We start from the raw sequence: 21,737 nt of genomic DNA on the forward strand, positions 1-21,737 counted from the left end.
ATTCGTTATACCACCTTTAACACATCATTCAGGTACTAACATACCTTATCCTTTAACGCAGAAATACGAATTGACCTACTCTAATTTCAGCCATCAGCTCTCAGGTGATTTTCTTCAGATTATCATCATAGGTTCTCAGCAATCCCTACTCTCTGTGTATGTAAAATCATGAATACTCTTCCCGATCATCGCTTTTTAAATACTTCTATTAATTTACCAACAGTATACGCCCTGCTTTTTATATTGTCAATGGATGAACAAAAGATATTGCTTCATATCCTTCTTCTCTTGCTCTGAATATAACTCAAAAGTCCTGCACTTATCCTAAGTAGTGCAGGACTTTATGCTATTTTATTCTAGAACAGTAATAGTATCCCCATTTTTAAGCTGATCGATAAGAGTTGTTATTACCAGGCTATCTTGTGGTATAGCTGATGTAACTTCCAACAAATCTCCAATTACTTCACCGACTGTAACCTGTTGACGAATTGCCTTTCCTTCAATGTCGAAGAAAATAAAATATTGTCCTTCTGCGTCACGTAGCACGGCTTGGGCCGGAATCGCTATCGTACCGACCTCTTGTCCGGTAGCAATGCGCACGGTAATAGACATTCCCAGTGGTAACATATCCCCTGGCGGCTGGCTTAGTTTTATATGCGCCATAAAAGACGCAATTTGTTTATCTTTAACTTCGGGATAAATGCCGGAAACCTGCCCCGCCAGTTGCTGTCCCGCTACCTCGATAACTGCTTTTGAGCCGAGCTGGATAAAATATAACTCACTTTGTTCCAGCGGCACGACAATCTCTACATCTTGCCCACTGCCAAGCGACATAAGTTCTTGCCCTTCCGTAACCGTACTGCCGGCAGCTACCACGCTTCCAGTAATCGTTCCATCAATTGGTGACTGAATCGTAACCGGGCCGTTCACGACAGTAGTAACCGGTCTTTCAGGTATTGTCATACCTTCTTGCGAACCCTGCATGCCTGCCTGAGCCGCCTGTAGACGCCCTTCCGCAGTTTCCAACTGTTTACGGGCAATAGCACCTTGTTCATAGAGTTTTTTATACCGATTGTATTCATTTAATGCCTTTTCATATATATCCTTCGAAGCCGAAGAGACTTCTACTGGCGTAGAGTTAGACGCGACCATAACCTTACTATCCCCGCCAGTGATGTCTAGTTTAATTAGCGGCTGACCAGCCTTCACTACCTGACCTGCTGTAACGTAGACATCATTAACACGGCCTGCCCCTTCAGTGTAAACAGGAACCATCGTCGCATGCACTACCAATCCGGCACGCTCAATGTTTAGTGGTTTACTAACAGTCCTGACTTGAGTAACTGTGACACTCATTGGCGTCCGCTGACTCGTACGTTGTAAAAAAAAAGTCGTTGCGATGGCTAAAAAAACAGTCACTACTATGATTGCCTTCATCGACTTACGAAATTGTTGTAAAGATATCTGCATATTTGTCATCTCCATTATGAAAACTTAGCCGTTACTATGTTCTCATGTTTCGTAAGTCGCGTCAAGTTGTTATTTTCAGCAGAATTTTTAATTTTAGGCAGGCAAAATATCTCGATTTCCGCTATAATGTAAAATGGTAGACAAATTTCCTATACGCTACCTTTTATCTTATAATTCTATGTTTAAGGAGGAACCCCAGTAATGACAGATCCTATAGAAACTCAGACTGCAAAAAAGACAAATGTTATCAAAAAAATGCTAACACTCTCAGCACCATGGCGCATCTTCTTGCTATGTATGCTACTTATATCGATACTCTTCTACCAATTACACTTGCCGCTTACCTCACAGGTGGCAACAGCAAATGAAGTTACTGCGTACACAGCTCCCAGCTTGCCAGCTCCACCCTCGATTACCCCTAAACCAGCTGCTAACTTAGTTGCAACACCTTCTATTTGGCCTGTTCGAGGAACCATTACTTCAGGGTTTGGTTGGCGAATCTCGCCATTCGGCGACGGTAATGAGTTACATCCTGGTGTCGATATTGCTTATACCATGGGCGCACCAGTAGTAGCAACTGCCGACGGCGAAGTCGTAGCGAGTGGCCCGGCTGGTGGCTATGGCAATCTAGTACAAATTGACCACGGAAATGGTATTGCAACACTATACGGCCACAACTCCCAGCTAGCTGTTAATGTCGGACAGCAAGTCAAGAAAGGACAGGTTATTGCCTATGCTGGCAGCACTGGCAAAAGCACCGGCCCCCATGTCCATTACGAAGTGCGTGTAAACAATACTCCTATCGATCCAATGAAATACCTAGTATCCTATTAATAATGTCAATAAAAAAAGCAGCTGCATCCCTGAGGCTGTAGCTGGCTTATTTCAGAACGCTATTTTTGAATTATTAAATCTTGCTTGGTATATTTCTATTCTCACATACTACTAATGCAACTAACCCCATAAACCTACTCGCAAAATAAGGAAGCTACGTATATTCGTGGCTTCCTTATTTTGCGAATTATTGTACTATCCCACAAAGGAAACTAGCAAATTGCCATTATCTTTTAGCGATAATATATGTTTCGCCATAGTAAATGTCTTACAATCCGCTGAAAATCATTAGACTAAGGCGGCAAAATTAATGACCACTTTGAGTAATTACAAATTAAATAGTGCAATAATCGAGTTACTTGCAGTGTACAATACTAGTATTCCAACGAAAATGACAATAGGATGATTGCGCCATTCACTTTCTTTTTTTATTTCTTTTATATTATCCACAAAAAACACCTCTTTGCATCTTTAATCAAGCATTTGATAGTTTTTTAATCCTCTCGCAATTAACTAATTCTCTTATTCTAGCATGGATTGTAATTTCAATATCCCTAGTTAACTCTCCTAGAAGTCTCTCTACTTGTTCGTCACTAGCCTCAGAAAAATATTTTTTCACAAGCTGTTTTGTTTCTTCTTGTTTCAACATAACAAATACTCCTTATTTATTACTAATTATTATTACTTCAATGTAAAAATGAAAATTCCTTCTTCCTAATTGAACAAAATACAATACTAATAGGATGTTTTTTACCGCCTTCTGTGATTCTTATTGTGAAGCTAATAAAGAATAGCTTGTATTGGAAAACAAGATGCACCTACTCCGCTAGGGCACTATCATGCTATTAAATACCATCAATTGATGTAGACTTTGCTCTCGAAGGTTAGTTTTATCATCAGTAAAACACGCTTCACAATCATGGCCTTGTAGAAGGATATGTTTCTAATGGCTGTATTAGAAGCTAGAATCATTGTTAAAATTAGCCATGCTGCTTGTTTTTTCACTGTTTAAACCTTATTAATTTTATTTTTAATATATAAACGATTAGCAATAAGCGAAAAGCAGCAAATAATTCCAGTGTACACAAAGCAATATAGCTAATTCTATTAACAAGAAAATAGGTTCCCCATCTTACGAAGATATTAACCTTATACGCTTTTTCACGTCTAATGCTTTATAATATAGACTTTAACTTGCTTAACTTAAAGTCCAAAGGTATACTAAAGGTATTCCAAAGGAATTTTACTAATAAGAAAAGAGTGTGAGCATAATGGCAAAAGTATTTTTCCCTGAAGCAGCCGCTATGGTACCAGCTAGTCCACCCCATCCTCCTAATACCCAATATAGAGTTTCTATAGGTCTTGAAACTTGGGGCGGAGAAAACCATAGAGTAGTTAAAGTTCAAATGGTTTATGACGGTAAGGTAGCGGACCGTAGGCCTCCGTCTTATCCTGTTGGAAACGATGATTATATGCGAGTGACAGAAGTTATACGAAAAATAATTAATAGAAGCTAAAAAAAGGTTGCATAATAGCAACCTTTTTTTAGCTTCTATCGCCTCGTTTAGAGATAAAAATAACATCCTTTTAGTTTTTTGTATCGCCTTTGCAAAGGGGATATAGACCAACTTACAAGGAGTGAGGCTAATCAATGAATGATTGGCCTCCTACTCATTGTTCTTTGTGATTATCTCGCCAGGATATAAATTTTTTCTATATCCTCCATATTTAGAACTTGGAAATTGCCGATGGTTCTCGTTTTTTTAAAGCTACACTTGTAAGCTAACTCGTGAATCTGCTCGTCTGTTAATTCAACACCCAATTCTCTAATAGAAGTGGGCATACCAATACATTGATAAAAATTCTCCATGGCTTTGATACCTTCTAGAGCGGTTTTTTCAGGATCTTTGAAATCGTTGGACACCCCCAACACATTCACCGCAAACTGTACAAAACGCATTACATCAGCCTTATATACATACCGTGCCCAACTTCCCCACACCGCCGACAGGCCCGCACCGTGAGCTACATCGAACATGCCGCCCAACTCATGTTCCAACTGATGGCACGACCAGTCACCAACAGAACCGCACCCTGTCAATCCATTGTGTGAAAGGCTTCCAGCCCACATTATTTCTGCACGTGCATCATAACATTGGGGTTTATGCATCAGTATTTTTGCGTTATGGATCACGGTCCTCATCAAACCTTCGCTGATACTATCTGTCACTTCCATGCTTCTTTCCGTGGTGAAATAACGCTCCATAGTATGCATTAGAATATCAGTACAGCCACTTTCCGTCTGATACTGTGGTAACGTATATGTCAGCTCGGGATTCATAATAGCAAATTTGCATCGTGAATAGTCAGTATTACAGCCTCTCTTTAGCCATCCTTCTTCCTTGGTGATAACAGAGGAGCTACTCATCTCACTACCCGCTGCTGCAATAGTCAGGATGACACCGATTGGCAGGCATCCGGTTGCCTTAGCTTTGCCTTCGTACAAATCCCATACATCGCAGTCATTTACCATACCGTAGCCGATGGCTTTGGCAGAATCAATAACGCTACCGCCACCTACAGCTAGAATGAAGTCAACATTTTCTTTTTTGCACAGATCTATACCTTCGTATACCTTAGAAAGTCTAGGGTTAGGTACCACACCACCCAAAGTAACATATTCGATCTCTGCATCTGTGAGAGAATCAAATACTTTGTCCAGCAAGCCTGACTGCTTCGCACTACTGCCTCCGAAATGTACTAACACCTTTTTACATTTCTGTGCTTGAATAAGGCTTCCAGTCTGCGCTTCCGCATCCTTACCGAAAACCACTTTAGTAGGGGTATAATATTCAAAATTTTTCATTACTAATACACTCCTAATTCCTATTTAATTTGCTTCCATTCATCTTCCTTAAATCCTACCAATACTCGATTACCAGTAATTAATATAGGCCGTTTGACCAGCATTCCATTGGTTGCAAGTATGGCGAACATCTCTGTATCGCACATCTTCGGTAGCTTGTCTTTTAGTTGCATTGATTTGTATAAAAGTCCGCTGGTGTTAAAAAACTTTTTAAGCGGAAGGTGGCTTTTCTTCTGCCACTCCTCTAATTCGACCGCAGACGGATTTTCATCCTTGATATTCCTCTCCTCATAAGTAATGCCATTATCATTCAGCCATTTCTTTGCATTTTGACAGGTGGTGCATTTGGGGTAATAAACAAACTGATATCTCATGTAATTTCCTCACTTGTTTGACATTTTATATGCGCATTGCCATGCGCCGAAAAGTATGGCGTTTTCCGCGAATCGCAATAGAATAGGCTAAAATATTCTCCGGAATAGCAAAACCAGCATATCCTGCATCACCAATATGGTGAATATCAGTTCCGGCCATTTTGCAGTTTAGTGCAATGCTTTTAATTGTCTGGGTATCTGCCCCTTCTTGGGAAGTACCGATCGTAGTCATCACTAAAGCTCCATGTTGATGTACATATTCACAAATTCGTTTAATAAACTCAACTGTAATTCCTGGTACAGTCCCGGGGGCTGGCACCAGAATAATGTCAGCTCCAGCAGTTAAGAATTTTTCTACAGTCTGCTCAGTTATAATATTTTCTGCAGCTTCGCTCTTAATCCCAGAAGCATGCATTTTCCCTGCGATAATAACAATATCATTGCCTAACTCACTACGAATTTCGGCAATTGCATGTTGAATGGTTTGATTATCAACACCTACTTTAGGATTACCTGTAATAGTAATGAGTTGGGCACCTTGCTCATATGCCAGACGAGCATTTTCCCGAGTCGCCCTGCGCCCTAATGGCAACTCTTCTTTTTCTCCCATAAACACGGGATCACTTGCCACCGGCTCAAGATTCACGCCAACAACCCTACCACTCAAGCGTTTTACCGCTTCAATCACACTTTCACCCTGTAGTGGGGTAATACCAAAAACATTTGGTTTATATACATCATATAGATTTAAAAGCACAATATCAGCACCAAGGCCAGCCGCTAATTCAGGATTGCTAACATCATAGAGCATTGACATCATCGGACAAACCATTTCACTCAAGATGGTACGACCTTCCGCCGTCCTAATACTTTCTACCAAAGCATTACCTTGTAGCTTCAGTAGTTTTTCTGGACGTAAATCTAATATACGTTCACTCATCCATCTTCCTCCTTATTGTATTCTAATTTTAAAATAGTCTAACTTTTCCAATGGGATCAGGGAAAGATCAAAGCATTATTTTCATCAAAACTTAAAAAAGGATTCCAAGCAACTTCCCATAAATAACCGTCTGGGTCAGCAAAATAGCCGCTATAACCTCCCCAAAATACTTTTTGGGCTTTTTTGATAATTTTTGCTCCTGCTTGTTCAGCCTTATAGAGAACTTCATCTACTTCTTCAATACTTTTAGCATTATGCGCTAAAGTAATACCTGAAAAGCCTGTTCCTTCTGAACTTACATTTGCATCTTCTGCAAGTAGTTGTTTAGGATATAGTGATAAACCAACGCCTCCTAAATCAAAGAAGACGATATTATCCTGACTTGCACTTGAAGACTTCCATCCCAAACCGTCCCGATAAAACCTAGTAGCAGTATCTAAATCCTTTACGCCTAAAGTAACCAATGTTAATTTATTTCGCACAACAATCACCTTCTTTTAACTATTTTTAAAAATGTAAATGTTGACTATCACTTTAATTATCATCTTCGAGATATATTTATCTGTATCCTGCTTACTGAGTATATTATGTGTAAGTATCAAAGGAATTTGTCCCTGCCCAAGTTAATATAGCTGCGCCTTGTTGTTTTTCCTTATGTATATCCATCAACTATTAGAAGAAGAATATATCAATTAATGCTATTCTTCTTATTCTGGGTCAATGGTAACTTTACAGAGAAATCACGGAGGGATTTATGAAACAATTTCCAAGTTATGAAAGGGTACAGCACATACAGTCATTGGCTGACACTGCAGGTCGTGATAACTGGGTTTATGCTGTGGTTTTTACCTATCAGTGGTGGATATTGGTTGCCTTAATGATTATCCCCTATATTGTGTGGTGGAAAATCGTCGACCGTAAAAATTTCTTTGAAATTACGACTTACGGATTATTAGTAGCTTTATTTACCGGCCTACTAGATGCAATTGGTGTAGAATTGGATATCTGGGATTATAAATACGATCTAGTCCCTTTATTGGATGTCCTTATCGTATATGATGTGTCTATATTGCCGATTACGTATATGCTTGTTTATCAGTACTTCCAAACATGGAGGTCATTTGCCATGGCTCATGTCATCGTTGCTTTTGTTTTCGCCTTTGTCTTTGAGCCTATTCTTATGTGGTTAGATATTTACCACCCATCCAAATGGACACATAGTTATTCTTTTGTCGGATTTTTTCTTGTTGCCATATTTCTCCGATGGCTGATGAACCGATTAATTAAAAAGAGCAAATCATTCTAATTTAGAATTTATTTACAATTGAAGAGTAAACATAGACAATGCATTGCCGATCATAGTTCCCAGATTAACTAGACAACCCCTTGTCCATTTGCATTCTCTCAGTACTTGGACATTCTACCCCTCTCATAGTCTTTATGGGAGGGGATTTTTTGAAATAAATAGAGGTTTCTATTCTTTTTTTACCGAATATTCTATTAATTGAGAAAGGAAGTGTTATTACGGATACTAAGGAGCTGCAGATATTAAAATCTCTTCATCATAAGATAGAACAAAATGCCTTTGATGAAAAAGATATTTATTCTTTTTTTACTATAATCAAGAAATTGGCGAAAAAAGATACCCCTACTGTTGAACTTGGTGATTTTATCGTTCAGAGAGAAAGATATAGAGGATTTATTAATACATATTTACTTGACGCAAAGGCAAAGTTAGATAAATCAGCAAAAGATAAAGTAGCACTAACTATTGAACCCGTTTACTCGTTTGATGAAATACTCCAAGATATTAATGCAGTTATGGTGTTGCATAAATTATCTACTTTTAAAGATGAAGTTATTTGTGGAATTGTTTTATGCATAATCTCCCTTTTGCACGATGTGAAACTATCGAATAAAAAAGAACAACTTGGCCAGTTAGTATTTTCTATTCAAAATGATCAAATCATACTCTTAGGTGTAATACATGGCAAAAATAAAATCGATGTGCATTTTCCGATAATCGCAACGAAAAATATTTTTTGTCAGATAGCGAATCAAACTAATGAACCTATTCTATTTAGTGATGGCGTTAAAATAAAGAATGCCCATAATAAATTGATTGTTAATTTCAACTAAAATTAAAGCAAGGGTACCTCGTGTTTAGTTCTCCAGCTCACGATATCGCCGCTCCTATTGACGTGTATGTCAATAGGAGCTTTCTATGTTCTAAATTCTTTAGCTGATACCATTTTGTAATGCCTCGGCTATAGCATCCTGATATTAGTTACCGATAAAGAATTATCGCAGTTAATAAATAATAAAAAGCACCCCTAAGGATGCTTAATAAAGAGTGTTGAACTTTAGCAAAGTTTATTAAACTTCTTCCTATAAATGCTAGTACTCTTTTTAAATTCGATACTTTATAGTGTTCTTTACTTAGAATATTTTGCACAGATCATATCTTCATATTTAATCACTAACGTACCTATTATATAAATTCTTGGTAGCCAACGTAATAATAATAATTGAAACTACTATATTTGGTATACTTATGTACCAAGAAGTTACTAGATTATTTACCCCTATTAAAACTGTATTTAGTAATGTTAGATAAAAAATCATAGCTACACCTCCAACATTATAATATGCACATTAGCTTAATGATAGTCTAATTTTTTAAAGTATTGAGCTAAACAATTTACTTATGTCTTTTATTTAAAAAGAGCACAAAGGTTTTGGTATCTAAATATGGGTCCTACGTCTTATTGTAGATCTTCTCTTGCTTTTTATTTTCGCATAAAAGTCAATACACATTGTTAGTATTCCCAAAAGGGTCGCAATTGTTGTTAATATATTTTGTATCCTATCATAATCTACTCCCCCATGAACTCACCTCCTAATATATATTTCAGAGATAATCTTATAAGGGTTACACCTCTAAATTACCATAACCTAGGATTAAAGTAAATTATTAACTTATCGCAAATACCGACAATCCGGATAGTAAATATGTTGCTCACTATTACTTATATCACTGGTAGCAGCAAATTATGTATGCTTTACACCAAATTACCTTTTTCGCTCAGCAATTTTCTTTTTTCTTCTGTCGGATTAATTTCCTAATTCATTTCAATGTTTCCACTCACTCACACTTTACATTTATAATAGATCACCTTTATTCGCTATATTACATATCATGTAATGAGATTGATAATTAGCTAATAATGAGATTCTAAATATACTCACAATTAATCAATAACATAATAGATAGAATAATATTGGGAGGGGATTCTTGTGGATAAACTTCAAAGAAAAAAGGTTGTCGCTAATTCTATAAAAATCACTTATGGTGATCGCAAAGACACTTCCAAAACAATAAGTGACCAAAAAGTTAAAACAAAGACGAAATTTTAAAGCCTTAGTTGGTAAAGTTGGCTGTTCTTTTAGAACAGCCACTTATTTTTAGCTTACCCATATTTAATAACCTTCAAACCTTATTAAAAATTTTCATATTGGTTAAACTATTAGCAGGAGGTGATCTACTTTGAAAAAAACACTTATATCTGGAATGTTTTCTAGTGTTTCCGATGCTGAGTTGATTACCCAAATGCTTGATGTTGCTGATTTGGAAGAAAATAAAGATATATCAGATAAGGATTTAAACCAAACGTTTGAAAATAACAATGATTTACGTTAAATAATCTACATCAAAGATGTATAAAAGGACTTACATCCACAAACTGCAAAACTCCTGCCAAATTTTTATTGGCAGGAGTTTTATTACTCTATTTACTCAGTTTGGTATTAAACTCATTATGTAATCGCCCCTTCATAACGTTTAGCCACTTCTTTCCAATCAATTATTTGAAAGAAACTTTCGATATAATCGGCACGTAGGTTTTTATATTTTAGGTAATAAGCATGCTCCCATACGTCAATTGCGAGAACAGGGCACCATTTACCTTTTTGATCCATAAGTGGATTATCCTGGTTCGGAGTTGAGCTAACTGCAAGATTTCCTGCAGGATCGGTCGAAAGCCACGCCCATCCTGAGCCAAATCGGGCAAGAGCTGCAGATTTGATTTTTTCCTTAAAACTAGCGAAACTTCCGAAATCTTTCTCGATTTGTTTTGCCAGAACACCTGTCGGCTCTCCGCCGCCTTCAGGTGAAATAACTGTAAAATAGAGATTATGATTATAGTACCCGCCCCCATTATTTTGGATGGTATTCCGAAGTACAGTATCGGAAATAGCCGGCAGGTCTGCCAAAATTTCCTCGATTGTCTTGTTGGAGAGTTCTAACGCCTTTTCCAACGCCATATTTAAATTATTGGTATAAGTCGCGTGATGTTTAGTATAGTGAGTTCTCATAGTAAGCTCATCAATATGAGGCTCCAAGGCCTCAAACCCATATTTTAATTCTACCTGTTTCATCTTAGAAACCTCCTTTGATTATCTGTTCTATTTATATCATACTCCTCTAGTAAGAAATATTCAACATGTTTTAGTAAAATAAACTAACGAATAATAACTATTAAATGTTTTTTGTAGATGCACTTTATCCTCTCTTTACCAATATGCTCCTTGTGAAAATATCTAGACGTAGTAATGACCTCCTAACAGTAGTTTTATCTACCATAGGAGGTCATTACTTTCATTTGCCATTCAAGATTCACTTTAAGTAGACAATTCTTTTTATAGATACGTTATATGGGATTTAGAATTTGAAATTAACGCCTCCACCAATCCCTTTGAATGTTGCACCGTTATTATCATCATAGTTTTTCCAACTGAGATTCATTTGACTGTTTTTACCCATAGCATAGGTAAGACCGATGACTTCATCCCTAAAATGCGAGCCTTTCTGATAAGTCCCATACACAGCAAAACCAGAAGCAAGATTTTGTTTTATCGATGCACCGTAGAACAGATTATTGTCACTTGCAGCATTATCCGTCGCCATTCGTCGTTGTCCAACCATCAAGGCTACATTCGGTAGTAATACCGTAGTTTTAAGACCAAAATCCGTATAGGATGTTTTATCGGTCTGGGCATGGTTTACAAAAGCTCCGTACCCTAACCCCAAGCCGACACTACCATAGAATTCATTAAATCCAGTTTTCCCTTGTTCAATACCACCAGACGTCTTTTTTAGGTCATAATAATTATAACCGATTTGAACATCTCCGATTCCTGAGTTCGGATCTGGTACCGCACACATTCCAATTGACGATATTGCTAGAACGAATATCATTGTAAATAATACTAACTTTTTCATCTTTGCTCCCCTTACATGTTTTTCTAAGCGAATAATAACAATTACAACAAAATTAACAACTTATTATGTAATTACTCCATTTTAAAATGGCAATTTCATTTTCACCCTCTTTTTCAAATTTAATTATAATCTTAATATATGACAAAATAATGACAAAAAAAGTCTTAGTAAAATACCCATTCTTATTCCCAATGAATAAAAAATATCGGATAATTGTCCTAATCTATAATTGCCTTAGGTTTTTATATCGTTGTCCTTATTCCTATTAATATAAATTCCCTTATTATAGTGCAAAGCAGATACCCCATAAGATAGCTATATGGGGTACTTACTACATTTTCCATTTTTTCTTTATAGATATGTTGAATATTCTCCAATTCTTATGCCTACTCCAATACCAAATATGGAAGCGAAATTATCAAGACTGTATGGTAAATATCATACTAAGATTCACACTTGGCGCTAATTTAGCTTTGATCGCCTAATTCAAGACAAAAACTAAGATGAAAACTTCCAAAACTATGCCCAAAACCATCTAGGGCATGCCCAAAACCTCCGAACCCAGGATCGAAACTAGGATGGAAACTAGTACCAATAAATGGACCCCAACCATCACAGTTACGATACATTATTTTTGCACCTCCTATGTCGCTTACTATATATTATGTAATTTTACAATAAAAGTACCAACTAGATACTATGTTACCTGTCAATCTCAGATTGATCTCTTTCGTGTCGGCCCGCCCTACTCATTATCAAATTGCTACTGCAAGGAGGCTACTTTATTTATAGCCGTTAAGTTTCTATTACTGATGAGCTATTTTCATCATATATACTACCTTGAAAAAAATCTACTAAAAATAAAAAAGCCCCTACCCGAAGATAGACGGCTCATTTATTTGTTCGATATCCTTACTTTAATTTTTTTACCACAACCAGAACATTTTCCTTTCCCCTCATCACTAAGCTTAACGGCACACCCACATTGCGTGTGAATCAACAAATCCATCACCTCTTTTTTGGTATTAATCTTTAGTAGCATCTGCTATTAGGTTAATTATACTATAAAATAATTAATAAGTTTGTTACTATCTTGTTAATTTTACCAAATATTTCCTATTGATTTGGAATTTCACGACAAATATTTTTTTGTCATTTTATATTTTATTTACACGCCCTCACACTCTAACCGCATATAATCCCGATGAATCGGACATACTCTTATTAACGACTTCCCATGTCGTTCAACATATCTCTCCCATTCTTATGGCTCTCATTAGGAGGGCTATCTTTTTTTGCCAACCTTTCTAATATCTAATCACTCTTACTTATTATTGGTCATATTATGTATAAAGGTTACTTATACTTCCATCCATTAGGAGGTGAAACTACTATATGGACCACCGTAAATGGGATGGCCCCGATATTGAAGATTGGGATGATAATTCAGAATTTAGGTCAGAAGATGAGCGGCAATTAATCGTAGGCATAGGTTTCGGCTTTGGTTGTTTTCCTCGTCGCTTTTGTTTCCCTAGACGATTTTGTTGGCCTAGAGAGTTTTGTTGGCCCAGACAATTTTGTTGGCCTAGGCAGTCTTGCTGGCCTAGACAAGGTTGCTGGCCCGTACAAGGTTGTTGGCCGCGTTAGCATTAATCCTTTATTATTAGAAAAAGCTTTCGAGCTTTTTCTTTTTATGCTCGATATATTATATAAAATAGAAAAACCTCTATTTGAATACAAATAAGACGGCACCGAAAGGCACCGTCTATAACTTATTTCTTTGGTAATTTAGGATCAAATTTGGCTGTAGATGATTCACCTATTTTTGTTTTAGGCCACGATGCATGTGTTTTCCCCTTCTCTCCATTTTTGGATGCATCATTGAATTTCCTTGGTGGTTTTGTTGTTTTCATACTATCAACCCCTTTGGATTATCTTATGAATATGAGGGATTAATTGTGCTATATTTTCTAATATGCAATTTATCTATTCGACACAAGATCTTTTTTAAGGCGTTATCATATTGGAGGTTCCTGTATATTGGCACGTTGTTTTGTGCATACTCCTACTAAAATAAAAAGGAGGTTGAATTATGGGAAATATAAATACTAATTTGAGTGCTAAAATATCTTCCAGCACTCCCCTGAAAGAAGATTCGGACTGTAGTGCTACTATCCAAGGCTATCCTAATACTGATAATATAAATGTTTCTTCTAAAAGCTGTGAACATGCAAGGACTGAAAGTTTCGCAACACCTGATTATGGTGATACTTCAAAAATATAATCAATATATGAGGTGGCTTTTGCCACCTTAAATTTTTAGAATATTTTTTATACTAAATTAACCTTATGACACAAATATGTTAGCATTTCTAAAATTAAAAATATTATTTTTTCGATACTAATTGTATCCTTTTAATCACCGCTATCCATCTTACCTTTCTTTTATTTATCAAATCTAACGACTCAAAGGCTTCAGAAAAAAAAAGTAATAGAAATACAACAATATTTAAAATAAATGCTGCGATCATGCATAGTAAACAAAGAAAAAAGCAAGCCAATACCGCTTCAAAATACGTCAGTCCACTTATTGTTAATAAGGATTTAAGAAATACCATATTTACCTCTTATGATTATAAATTTAAAAACGATAATCATTAAGTTCCCCTACTACTAATAAAACTATTCCTATAGGCACGTGACCAAAAATTATTATGAATTTTCTATATCCTGCATAGTAAATAGGGCTTCGTTAAATACTATCTATAATCAAAGCTTAGGAGGATGTAAACGTGGAAGATAACAAAGTTCAACAAGATCCTACTACTATGGAAAACGAGCAAATACAGGTTGAATCTAACACTCTAGATTCACAAAGCACAAAGAACATTGACAATAAGAATATTAATAGTATCTTTAATGCAGACATGATTTTCCCTAGCTAATTATGCAAAAATTGCTGTATTTCACTTAATTTTTCATTTGCAGCTTTCTCACCTTGACCAATATACAACAATGCTTGTTTATTATCTTTAAATTTGATCTCAAAAGTATTAGGCCGAATAATAACGTCAGCATATTGTTCCGCTTTAAGTAACGTGACCTCCCTGCCCATAATTTCGATACATTGTACTAGTATTTCCCCAACAGTTTTAATATCATAATTAGATTGACCATCATAACCTAAATCAACGCCAATTACTATATCGGCTCCCATATGCCGCAAAATATCAGTAGGTAAGTTATTCTTTACTGCTCCATCCACTAATGTCATACTACGGTATTTCTTTGGAAAGAATATTCCTGGAATGGAAATGCTCGCGCGAACTGCTTCCGTTAAAGATGTATTATGGTAGTACCTAGCATTTAAAATAGCACGACTATCAAAGACGGGACTAGTAAAGAATACTGTATCTGCAGTATTTAAATCAACCGCTGTAATTGCTACTGGAATATTAGTATCCTTTACCGTACGATTTTGCCATAAGCCATAAAAAAACTGTTCTACTTTATCTCCTTTGATAAAACCAGTAGGTAATACAGACCAAAATCGAAACATACCACTAAACAACCATTTCATACCATGTTTAAACAGATCACCTACAGTAACATTTAAGTCGATTAATTCGTTCATCTTTAAATTTTGTACCATTACTTGCATTTGTTGCGGAGTATAACCACAGGCATACATCGCAGCAATGATAGCACCTGCACTCGTTCCACTTATCATATCAATAGGAATGTTGTGCTCTGTTAATACCTTTAATACTCCGATATGTGCCATACCTCGGATGCCCCCACCGCTTAGTGCTACTCCTATCCGTTTTTTTCTATTACTCTTGTAACCAGCACTTTTTTGATCCATAACATATCACCTCATATACGCACTTACTATATGTTATAATCTAAAAGGTCATACTGTGCCACATAATAGTTTTTATCTTGACACCCTAACTACTCATTCCTTCAGATAGTAAAAAAAGATGTGATTAGCTGATTAATCACATCTTTTTTTACTATCTATTCATTAATGCTGTTATATATTGACTGCCACGTAGAATGGCCTGCTCATTCATCCATAATATTTCTGTTTTTTTTGCGAAAATCTTCGCAAATGCTTTTATTACCGACTCAGATTGTATAGTACCAATTGCAGTCACCAATGCACCTAGAATTACCATATTAGATACCCTGCTATTATTAAATTCCAAAGAAATTTCATTTGCAGGAATTTGATAAACCCTAAGATCTGTTCTTGTAGCATTCCATTCTACAAGAGAGCTATTAATAATTAGAATTCCTCCCGGTTGTATAGCTGTTTCAAACTTTTCAATAGAAGGTAGATTCATAGCAACTACTGCTGTTGGCTCTGATACAGTAGGTGCACCTATGGGATTTTCCGATATAATAGTTGAACAATTAGCGGTTCCGCCGCGCATTTCTGGGCCATAGGAAGGTATCCATGATACTTGCTTATTTTCTAACATTCCAGCATACGCCAGTAATTGTCCCATTAACATAATTCCCTGACCACCAAATCCAGAGATTATAATTTCTTCTGTCATTTTACCACCTCTTCTGGTGCCTTAAATATACCTAAAGGATAATATGGAATCAAATTCTCTTCCAACCAAGTAGCCGCTTCAACAGGACTCTTCCCCCAGTTTGTTGGACAGGTTGATAATATTTCTACCATCGTAAAACCTTCACCACGTAGTTGAATTTCAAAGGCCCTCTTGATTGCCTGTTTTGCTTTTGACATATTAGCTGGATTATTTACAGCTACCCGAGCAATAAATTTAGCTCCATCAATTGTCGAAAGCATTTCAGATATACGAATTGGCATACCAGAGTTTTCTAAATTACGACCATATGGCGAAGTTGTCGTCACTTGATTCACCAATGTGGTTGGTGCCATTTGACCACCAGTCATGCCATAAATAGCGTTATTCACAAAAATAGTAGTAATTTTCTCCCCACGCGCTGCAGCATGCACAATTTCACCGCAACCAATAGCAGCTAAATCTCCATCTCCTTGATAGGTAAAGACAGTAGCATCACTATGTACACGTTTAATTCCTGTTGCTACAGCTGGTGCGCGACCATGAGCGGCCTGAAACATATCGATCGTAAAATATTCATAGGCTAATACGGAACAACCAACTGACGCTACACCAATTGCTTTGTCACGCACCCCAAGTTCATCAATCACTTCAGCTACTAATCTATGTATAATACCATGATGACATCCAGGACAATAATGCGTAGCCATATCTTTTAATGTTTGGGGCCTGGTAAATAACTTTTGTGACACACTATAGCCCCCCTTTTCCAAACATAATATTGACTATTTGCCCATATATCTCTTTGGGGTTCGGCATCATTCCACCCATTCTACCATAAAAATAAACAGGCTTAGCACCGTTTACAGCTAACCTTACATCCTCTACCATTTGCCCCGCACTCAGTTCTACTGTCAAAAATGCTTGGGCTCTACTAGCAAGTTTAGAAATTACCAACTCGGGAAACGGCCATAATGTAATCGGGCGAAGTAACCCTACTTTTATGCCTTTATTCCTTGCCATATCCATTGCAGAGCGTGCAATACGTGAAGTAATACCATAGGCAATCATTATCAATTCTGCATCCTCTGTATTGATTGCTTCATAGCGTACTTCTTTACTAGAAATCTCCTTATACTTTTCTTGTAAATGAATATTATGTTTTTCTAAATCTTCTGGCTTTAGATGTAGAGAATTTATAATGTTTGAATCTTTACGTCCTCTTAACCCAGTCGCAGCCCAAGGTTTTGCTACGATACTTTTTGTCTTTATCATAGTAAGATCGACAGGTTCCATCATTTGCCCTAATGCCCCATCCCCTAAAAGCATTACAGGATTACGATATTTATCGGCAAGTTCAAAGGATTGTACGGTAATATCCGCAAGTTCTTGTACTGAATTTGGCGCTAAAACGATATTACGATAATCTCCATGTCCGCCACCTTTAGTTGCTTGAAAATAATCACATTGTGACGGTTGAATACTACCAAGCCCTGGTCCACCACGCATTATATTAACAATTACACAAGGTAATTCTGCTCCAGCAATATAGGAAATCCCCTCTTGTTTTAAACTTATTCCTGGGCTCGACGAAGACGTCATGGCTCTAGCACCTGCCCCAGCAGCACCATACACCATATTAATAGCAGCTACTTCACTTTCCGCTTGAACAAATACGCCTCCAATGTTAGACATTCGTTTTGACATATATTCAGTCAATTCTGTCTGGGGAGTTATGGGATAGCCAAAGTAATGCCGACAACCGGCAATAATTGCTGCTTCTCCGATAGCCTCATTCCCCTTCATCAAAATCTTTTCTGCCATAGTAAAATCCCTCCCCAATCTTTCTTACTCTTTATGAATCTCAATAACTATATCAGGACACGTCTTGGCGCAAAGCAAGCAACCTATACAACTTTTTTCATTTACGCATGTGGCAGGAAAATACCCCCGACTATTAACATGCGCCCCAGCTCTAAGTATTTTTTTTGGGCATACAACAATGCATAGCCCACAACCTTTACATCGTTCTTCTCTAAACACTGGTCTAGGCACATTTTTACCCCCATTCTATTAAGTTGACCATCTCTTTATATAATGCGAAAATAGTCATTTTGCTAGTAATCATAAATTTCTACTATACTACTAGTCTTTTTCGGTATTGGATGTTATTAACTACCTACTATTTAAATACAGTATATAGCTAAAAATCCCTGCATATTTTGTTGTTTTTTTAAAAATTTTAGCAAAAAGACTTGTATCAACTCTGCTAGAGAGCTAATACAAGTCTTAATTCTTATCAACTACTATTTAATTATTTCGACGGTACCACCATTTTTGCACATTGCTGCATTGGCTTCATCTGTATCAATGTGCATCTCTAAACAGAAACTTTCATGCACTCTAATCAGTACATTTTCAAACACCAAACCACGTTCACCATCACAACGTACCTTTACAATATCTTTATCCTTTACACCAAACTTTTCGGCATCAGCAGTATTCATATGAATATGGCGTCCTGCAGCTATAACCCCTTCTTTAATTACCACTGTTCCTTTTGGACCAACAACAGTAATGCCAGCAGAGCCTTTTGTATCTCCTGAATCACGGACAGGAATGCTTATTTTAAGTTTTAATGCATCAGTAAGAGCAATTTCCACCTGTGTTTGATTACGTACAGGCCCTAAAATCCGAACGTTTTTAAATGATGATTTCTCAGTAACTAAATCTACTGTCTCATTGGCAGCAAATTGCCCTAATTGAGATAAATCTTTCTTAACTGTTAATTGATATCCCTCACCATATAAAACATCCAAATCCGCTTGTGATACGTGAATATGACGTGCTGAAATACCTACTGGAACTTTTGTTTCTAACATTGCTATAAACACTCCTTAAAAAATATATATTTTATAATATAACTAATATATTATACACATAAAAATCCATAGACGACTTCCTATTCAATAATTTCTGAAAAGTATATTACGGTTACAGTATCACTTAATGTGAAAGTCTTATCATATATACTATGCAAAAAAATCATCAAATCGTCAACTGTGGCAATATCAGGGTTTTCCCCTTGCAAATCTTCTTTTGTTAATTGGGATATAGGCTTTACTAGTACTCGGTCAATAACACCAGTATATATTTTCTTTTTCTGGGCAAAACGTTTACCAACTGTTACCCAAATAATATCCCCTTCAGTATATTTGTGGGTCTTATCCCCACGACGAATGGTACAGGTCTTACGACGGCATACTAATTGGCTATGATAATTAGATGAATAAAAATTTAAGGCACGCATCATTCACTCCCCCTTAAACAAATAACTATTAATCTATTTAAAAGTATGTAATCCACATAATGCTATTATTCGTTATATTTTCATTTAAATCCTTTTCAATTCATCTAACTTATGAAATAAAACTTACTATCAATTGTTATTTAATAAGGCGTATGCCACGTTTATTTGCTTCATACATCACTTGTTCTTCATCAATAGTAGTCAAAGATCTGTTATCAAGAAGAATTTGTCCATCAACTATCACCGTATGAACGTCTCCAGCTCCTGCAGAATACGCAAGTAGGGAGATCCTGTCATGCCGAGGGTACCAATGAGGTGCATGCATATTAAATAAGGTAATATCTGCTTTAAAGCCTGGCTCAATTCTACCTGTTACTTTACCAAGTCCTAATGCTTGCGCTCCATTGATTGTAGCCATCTCTACAGCCGTTTTTGCAGGAATGAGTAAAGGATCTAGTGCATGTACTTTATGCAGCATAGCCGCCAATCTGAGTTCTTCTAGCATATCTAAATTATTATTACTTGCAGCACCATCCGTACCTACGCCAATACATAAACCTGCAGAAAGCATAGCAGGTATTGGAGCAATGCCACTAGCCAGCTTCATATTACTTCCTGGATTATGAGAAACTCTAACATTCGCTTGCTTCATAATGGCAATATCATGATCTGATACATGTACACAATGAGCAGCTAACACGCCACATTCAAATAGACCTATATCTTTCATTAACTCAATGGGAGATTTTCCATGCTTTTTTTTACATTCATCCACTTCTCCAACCGTCTCAGACAAATGAATATGAATTTCAGCCTCCAAGCGTTGCGCTAAAGAAACTACCCGCTTTAAATATTCCGGTGGACAAGTATAGGGAGCATGAGGACCAAGCATCACAGTAATACGCCCATCAGCGGCATTATGATACTGATGAAAAAAATCCTCGCTTTCTATTAATGCTTGTTCAGCATTTGGTGCCACCCCTGCCATACCTCTAGCTAATACTGCTCTTATACCGCTCTCAGCTACAGCTTTGGCTACTTGTGGCATATGAAAATACATATCAGAAAAAGTAGTAGTACCTGATTTAACCATTTCAGCAATTGCAAGCAATGTACCCCAGTATACGTCTTCGGCTACTAGATTCCCCTCAGCTGGCCAAATTTTATTTTGCAGCCAATCCATCAGCATCATATCATCAGCGTAACTACGAAAGAGAGTCATAGCTGCATGGGTATGAGTATTTACGAAACCTGGTACTGCCAATTTATCCGTGCAGTCAATAATTTTGTCTGCTTGCCAAGCAGCTGGTATTTCACCTACTTGAAAAATGACTGACCCATCTATTGCAATATCTGCAGATTTAACGATACCATCTTGCCCCAATATTTCTGCATTTCTTAACAAAATCTTTGCCATTAGACCGTCCTCCCTTGTTGCCGTTTACTATAATATTCAATATAGAACTTATGCATCACGTCTATATCTTCATTACTTAAAGGTTGTGCACCACCTATTTGATTTGCATAAATATAAATCTGTGCAGCCTTTTCAACTAACTCACAGGCTAACATGGCTTCATCAAGTGTCTGCCCACAGCCTACCACCCCATGATTTGCCATCAAAACTGCATTTTTATTTCCCAGTGTTTTTACAATGTTTTGTGCAAGTAGTTCTGTTCCTGGCAGGGCGTATGCAGCAACATCCACACTCCCCCCTGTCAATTGAACTAAATCTTCAATTATTGGAGGGATATTTTTATGGGCAACGGCACAAGCGCTAGCAAAGACACTATGTGTGTGAACGATAGCTTGTATATCAGTACGAGCTCGGTATACTGCCAAATGCAGCGGCAGTTCTGAAGAAGGCTTGAATTGTCCTTCTACTACTGTACCTACTGCATCAACAATGACAATATCATCAACTGTAATCTCGTGATAACCCTTTCCGGATGGAGTGACAGCTATCCATTTTGTTTCAGGTATCCTTACACTTATATTTCCCCAAGTACCAGCAACAAGTCCCTTATCTACCAAAGCTTGCCCACCTTGTAACACCTCAGATTTAATCTTAGTAATCGGATGCACTCGCCAACACTCCTT

The 21,737-nt window shown here is 36.9% G+C and carries 26 protein-coding genes, 1 pseudogene and 1 other annotated feature (1 of these 28 only partly in view); of the genes and pseudogenes, 8 read left to right on the forward strand and 19 right to left on the reverse strand.

Annotated elements, in window-relative coordinates; all coding sequences use genetic code 11:
* Positions 1–198, reverse strand: a binding site (T-box leader) (it extends 19 nt beyond the left edge of the window).
* A 153-nt stretch (positions 199–351) separates the two neighbouring features.
* Entirely contained in the window at positions 352–1,470 is a 1,119-nt protein-coding gene (locus QSJ81_RS11805) for an efflux RND transporter periplasmic adaptor subunit (protein ID WP_285717588.1), read from the reverse strand.
* A 441-nt stretch (positions 1,471–1,911) separates the two neighbouring features.
* Here QSJ81_RS11805 and QSJ81_RS11810 point away from each other — a divergent pair.
* Positions 1,912–2,304: pseudogene (locus QSJ81_RS11810) on the forward strand (M23 family metallopeptidase); the annotation flags it as partial.
* A gap of 475 nt (positions 2,305–2,779) precedes the next feature.
* Here the strand turns inward: QSJ81_RS11810 and QSJ81_RS11815 are convergent.
* Positions 2,780–2,953 carry a hypothetical protein gene (locus tag QSJ81_RS11815; RefSeq protein ID WP_285717589.1) on the reverse strand — a complete coding sequence of 58 codons (174 nt, stop codon included), beginning with the start codon at positions 2,951–2,953 and terminating at the stop codon, positions 2,780–2,782.
* Positions 2,954–3,575: 622 nt separating this feature from the next.
* On the opposite strand from QSJ81_RS11815, the gene QSJ81_RS11820 reads away from it, so the two are divergent.
* Complete coding sequence (locus QSJ81_RS11820) at positions 3,576–3,821, forward strand: hypothetical protein (protein WP_285717590.1); 246 nt, start codon at positions 3,576–3,578, stop codon at positions 3,819–3,821.
* A 170-nt stretch (positions 3,822–3,991) separates the two neighbouring features.
* Here QSJ81_RS11820 and QSJ81_RS11825 read toward each other — a convergent pair whose 3' ends face one another.
* From QSJ81_RS11825 to QSJ81_RS11840, 4 genes are read right to left on the reverse strand one after another with little or no spacing between them, the layout of a single operon-like run.
* Complete coding sequence (locus QSJ81_RS11825; RefSeq protein WP_285717591.1) at positions 3,992–5,170, reverse strand: iron-containing alcohol dehydrogenase; 1,179 nt, start codon at positions 5,168–5,170, stop codon at positions 3,992–3,994.
* A gap of 20 nt (positions 5,171–5,190) precedes the next feature.
* Positions 5,191–5,544, reverse strand: coding sequence for an arsenate reductase family protein (locus QSJ81_RS11830; RefSeq protein WP_285717592.1), 354 nt, complete (start codon positions 5,542–5,544; stop codon positions 5,191–5,193).
* 25 nt (positions 5,545–5,569) lie between these two features.
* The gene (locus QSJ81_RS11835; RefSeq protein ID WP_285717593.1) at positions 5,570–6,484 is read right to left on the reverse strand and encodes a DUF7916 family protein; all 915 of its coding nucleotides are present in this window, start codon (positions 6,482–6,484) and stop codon (positions 5,570–5,572) included.
* Positions 6,485–6,540: 56 nt separating this feature from the next.
* The gene (locus tag QSJ81_RS11840) at positions 6,541–6,966 is read right to left on the reverse strand and encodes a VOC family protein (protein ID WP_285717594.1); all 426 of its coding nucleotides are present in this window, start codon (positions 6,964–6,966) and stop codon (positions 6,541–6,543) included.
* Between the two features lie 272 nt (positions 6,967–7,238).
* On the opposite strand from QSJ81_RS11840, the gene QSJ81_RS11845 reads away from it, so the two are divergent.
* The 3 genes from QSJ81_RS11845 to QSJ81_RS11855 all read left to right on the forward strand — a co-directional run bounded on the left by QSJ81_RS11845 (position 7,239) and on the right by QSJ81_RS11855 (position 10,184).
* On the forward strand, positions 7,239–7,790 hold the full coding sequence (locus QSJ81_RS11845) for a CBO0543 family protein (protein WP_285717595.1): 552 nt from the start codon (positions 7,239–7,241) through the stop codon (positions 7,788–7,790).
* A 323-nt stretch (positions 7,791–8,113) separates the two neighbouring features.
* On the forward strand, positions 8,114–8,623 hold the full coding sequence (locus tag QSJ81_RS11850; protein WP_285717596.1) for a hypothetical protein: 510 nt from the start codon (positions 8,114–8,116) through the stop codon (positions 8,621–8,623).
* Positions 8,624–10,031: 1,408 nt separating this feature from the next.
* A complete protein-coding gene (locus QSJ81_RS11855) occupies positions 10,032–10,184 on the forward strand; it encodes a hypothetical protein (protein ID WP_285717597.1) in 153 nt (50 codons plus the stop codon).
* 116 nt (positions 10,185–10,300) lie between these two features.
* On the opposite strand, the gene QSJ81_RS11860 is transcribed toward QSJ81_RS11855, so the two are convergent.
* From QSJ81_RS11860 to QSJ81_RS11870, 3 genes are all read right to left on the reverse strand, one after another.
* Positions 10,301–10,921 (reverse strand): superoxide dismutase, encoded by a 621-nt coding sequence (locus QSJ81_RS11860; protein ID WP_285717598.1) that lies wholly within the window; start codon positions 10,919–10,921, stop codon positions 10,301–10,303.
* Positions 10,922–11,204: 283 nt separating this feature from the next.
* Positions 11,205–11,765: a hypothetical protein gene (locus QSJ81_RS11865; RefSeq protein WP_285717599.1), complete on the reverse strand. Its 561-nt coding sequence runs from the start codon at positions 11,763–11,765 to the stop codon at positions 11,205–11,207.
* A 467-nt stretch (positions 11,766–12,232) separates the two neighbouring features.
* Positions 12,233–12,394: a hypothetical protein gene (locus QSJ81_RS11870; protein WP_285717600.1), complete on the reverse strand. Its 162-nt coding sequence runs from the start codon at positions 12,392–12,394 to the stop codon at positions 12,233–12,235.
* A gap of 766 nt (positions 12,395–13,160) precedes the next feature.
* Between QSJ81_RS11870 and QSJ81_RS11875 the strand changes: the two genes are divergently transcribed.
* On the forward strand, positions 13,161–13,412 hold the full coding sequence (locus QSJ81_RS11875) for a hypothetical protein (RefSeq protein WP_285717601.1): 252 nt from the start codon (positions 13,161–13,163) through the stop codon (positions 13,410–13,412).
* A 125-nt stretch (positions 13,413–13,537) separates the two neighbouring features.
* On the opposite strand, the gene QSJ81_RS11880 is transcribed toward QSJ81_RS11875, so the two are convergent.
* A complete protein-coding gene (locus tag QSJ81_RS11880) occupies positions 13,538–13,678 on the reverse strand; it encodes a hypothetical protein (protein WP_173406219.1) in 141 nt (46 codons plus the stop codon).
* Positions 13,679–13,857: 179 nt separating this feature from the next.
* Here QSJ81_RS11880 and QSJ81_RS11885 point away from each other — a divergent pair, with 179 nt between their 5' ends.
* Both QSJ81_RS11885 and QSJ81_RS11890 read left to right on the forward strand, forming a co-directional pair.
* Positions 13,858–14,049 (forward strand): hypothetical protein, encoded by a 192-nt coding sequence (locus QSJ81_RS11885; protein ID WP_285717602.1) that lies wholly within the window; start codon positions 13,858–13,860, stop codon positions 14,047–14,049.
* Between the two features lie 508 nt (positions 14,050–14,557).
* Positions 14,558–14,710 (forward strand): hypothetical protein, encoded by a 153-nt coding sequence (locus QSJ81_RS11890; RefSeq protein ID WP_285717603.1) that lies wholly within the window; start codon positions 14,558–14,560, stop codon positions 14,708–14,710.
* Here the strand turns inward: QSJ81_RS11890 and QSJ81_RS11895 are convergent.
* From QSJ81_RS11895 to QSJ81_RS11935, 9 genes are all read right to left on the reverse strand, one after another.
* A complete protein-coding gene (locus QSJ81_RS11895) occupies positions 14,707–15,630 on the reverse strand; it encodes a patatin-like phospholipase family protein (protein ID WP_285717604.1) in 924 nt (307 codons plus the stop codon). The two genes, QSJ81_RS11890 and QSJ81_RS11895, sit on opposite strands and share 4 nt — an antisense overlap.
* A gap of 151 nt (positions 15,631–15,781) precedes the next feature.
* Complete coding sequence (locus QSJ81_RS11900; protein WP_285717605.1) at positions 15,782–16,330, reverse strand: 2-oxoacid:ferredoxin oxidoreductase subunit gamma family protein; 549 nt, start codon at positions 16,328–16,330, stop codon at positions 15,782–15,784.
* Positions 16,327–17,037 (reverse strand): thiamine pyrophosphate-dependent enzyme, encoded by a 711-nt coding sequence (locus QSJ81_RS11905; protein WP_502929652.1) that lies wholly within the window; start codon positions 17,035–17,037, stop codon positions 16,327–16,329. The genes QSJ81_RS11900 and QSJ81_RS11905 overlap by 4 nt, the downstream gene beginning before the upstream one ends.
* Positions 17,038–17,080: 43 nt before the next feature.
* Positions 17,081–18,151 carry a 3-methyl-2-oxobutanoate dehydrogenase subunit VorB gene (locus QSJ81_RS11910; RefSeq protein ID WP_285717607.1) on the reverse strand — a complete coding sequence of 357 codons (1,071 nt, stop codon included), beginning with the start codon at positions 18,149–18,151 and terminating at the stop codon, positions 17,081–17,083.
* 24 nt (positions 18,152–18,175) lie between these two features.
* Positions 18,176–18,382, reverse strand: a complete 207-nt coding sequence (locus QSJ81_RS11915) for a 4Fe-4S binding protein (RefSeq protein WP_352230886.1) — start codon at positions 18,380–18,382, stop codon at positions 18,176–18,178.
* Positions 18,383–18,633: 251 nt separating this feature from the next.
* Complete coding sequence (gene pduL, locus QSJ81_RS11920) at positions 18,634–19,209, reverse strand: phosphate propanoyltransferase (protein WP_285717608.1); 576 nt, start codon at positions 19,207–19,209, stop codon at positions 18,634–18,636.
* Between the two features lie 80 nt (positions 19,210–19,289).
* Entirely contained in the window at positions 19,290–19,637 is a 348-nt protein-coding gene (locus QSJ81_RS11925) for an ASCH domain-containing protein (protein ID WP_038670963.1), read from the reverse strand.
* A 136-nt stretch (positions 19,638–19,773) separates the two neighbouring features.
* Complete coding sequence (locus tag QSJ81_RS11930) at positions 19,774–21,054, reverse strand: amidohydrolase (RefSeq protein ID WP_285717609.1); 1,281 nt, start codon at positions 21,052–21,054, stop codon at positions 19,774–19,776.
* The gene (locus tag QSJ81_RS11935; RefSeq protein WP_285717610.1) at positions 21,054–21,722 is read right to left on the reverse strand and encodes a class II aldolase/adducin family protein; all 669 of its coding nucleotides are present in this window, start codon (positions 21,720–21,722) and stop codon (positions 21,054–21,056) included. Before QSJ81_RS11935 ends, QSJ81_RS11930 begins: the two co-directional genes overlap by 1 nt.
* Positions 21,723–21,737: the final 15 nt, after the last annotated feature.

Origin of the sequence: Pelosinus sp. IPA-1, from assembly GCF_030269905.1 — a bacterium.
Classification (GTDB): domain Bacteria; phylum Bacillota; class Negativicutes; order DSM-13327; family DSM-13327; genus Pelosinus.

Bases quoted from the DNA above. Each gene is read 5' to 3' on its own strand.
- QSJ81_RS11815 (WP_285717589.1), bottom strand. From the start codon at position 2,953: ATGTTGAAACAAGAAGAAACAAAACAGCTTGTGAAAAAATATTTTTCT.
- QSJ81_RS11895 (WP_285717604.1), bottom strand. From the start codon at position 15,630: ATGGATCAAAAAAGTGCTGGTTACAAGAGTAATAGAAAAAAACGGATA.
- QSJ81_RS11820 (WP_285717590.1), top strand. From the start codon at position 3,576: ATGGCAAAAGTATTTTTCCCTGAAGCAGCCGCTATGGTACCAGCTAGT.
- QSJ81_RS11930 (WP_285717609.1), bottom strand. From the start codon at position 21,054: ATGGCAAAGATTTTGTTAAGAAATGCAGAAATATTGGGGCAAGATGGT.
- QSJ81_RS11905 (WP_502929652.1), bottom strand. From the start codon at position 17,037: ATGGCTACGCATTATTGTCCTGGATGTCATCATGGTATTATACATAGA.
- QSJ81_RS11835 (WP_285717593.1), bottom strand. From the start codon at position 6,484: ATGAGTGAACGTATATTAGATTTACGTCCAGAAAAACTACTGAAGCTA.
- QSJ81_RS11875 (WP_285717601.1), top strand. From the start codon at position 13,161: ATGGACCACCGTAAATGGGATGGCCCCGATATTGAAGATTGGGATGAT.
- QSJ81_RS11845 (WP_285717595.1), top strand. From the start codon at position 7,239: ATGAAACAATTTCCAAGTTATGAAAGGGTACAGCACATACAGTCATTG.
- QSJ81_RS11805 (WP_285717588.1), bottom strand. From the start codon at position 1,470: ATGCAGATATCTTTACAACAATTTCGTAAGTCGATGAAGGCAATCATA.
- QSJ81_RS11885 (WP_285717602.1), top strand. From the start codon at position 13,858: ATGGGAAATATAAATACTAATTTGAGTGCTAAAATATCTTCCAGCACT.
- QSJ81_RS11910 (WP_285717607.1), bottom strand. From the start codon at position 18,151: ATGGCAGAAAAGATTTTGATGAAGGGGAATGAGGCTATCGGAGAAGCA.
- QSJ81_RS11865 (WP_285717599.1), bottom strand. From the start codon at position 11,765: ATGAAAAAGTTAGTATTATTTACAATGATATTCGTTCTAGCAATATCG.
- QSJ81_RS11860 (WP_285717598.1), bottom strand. From the start codon at position 10,921: ATGAAACAGGTAGAATTAAAATATGGGTTTGAGGCCTTGGAGCCTCAT.
- QSJ81_RS11880 (WP_173406219.1), bottom strand. From the start codon at position 13,678: ATGAAAACAACAAAACCACCAAGGAAATTCAATGATGCATCCAAAAAT.
- pduL (WP_285717608.1), bottom strand. From the start codon at position 19,209: ATGTTAGAAACAAAAGTTCCAGTAGGTATTTCAGCACGTCATATTCAC.
- QSJ81_RS11825 (WP_285717591.1), bottom strand. From the start codon at position 5,170: ATGAAAAATTTTGAATATTATACCCCTACTAAAGTGGTTTTCGGTAAG.
- QSJ81_RS11925 (WP_038670963.1), bottom strand. From the start codon at position 19,637: ATGCGTGCCTTAAATTTTTATTCATCTAATTATCATAGCCAATTAGTA.
- QSJ81_RS11900 (WP_285717605.1), bottom strand. From the start codon at position 16,330: ATGACAGAAGAAATTATAATCTCTGGATTTGGTGGTCAGGGAATTATG.
- QSJ81_RS11830 (WP_285717592.1), bottom strand. From the start codon at position 5,544: ATGAGATATCAGTTTGTTTATTACCCCAAATGCACCACCTGTCAAAAT.
- QSJ81_RS11870 (WP_285717600.1), bottom strand. From the start codon at position 12,394: ATGTATCGTAACTGTGATGGTTGGGGTCCATTTATTGGTACTAGTTTC.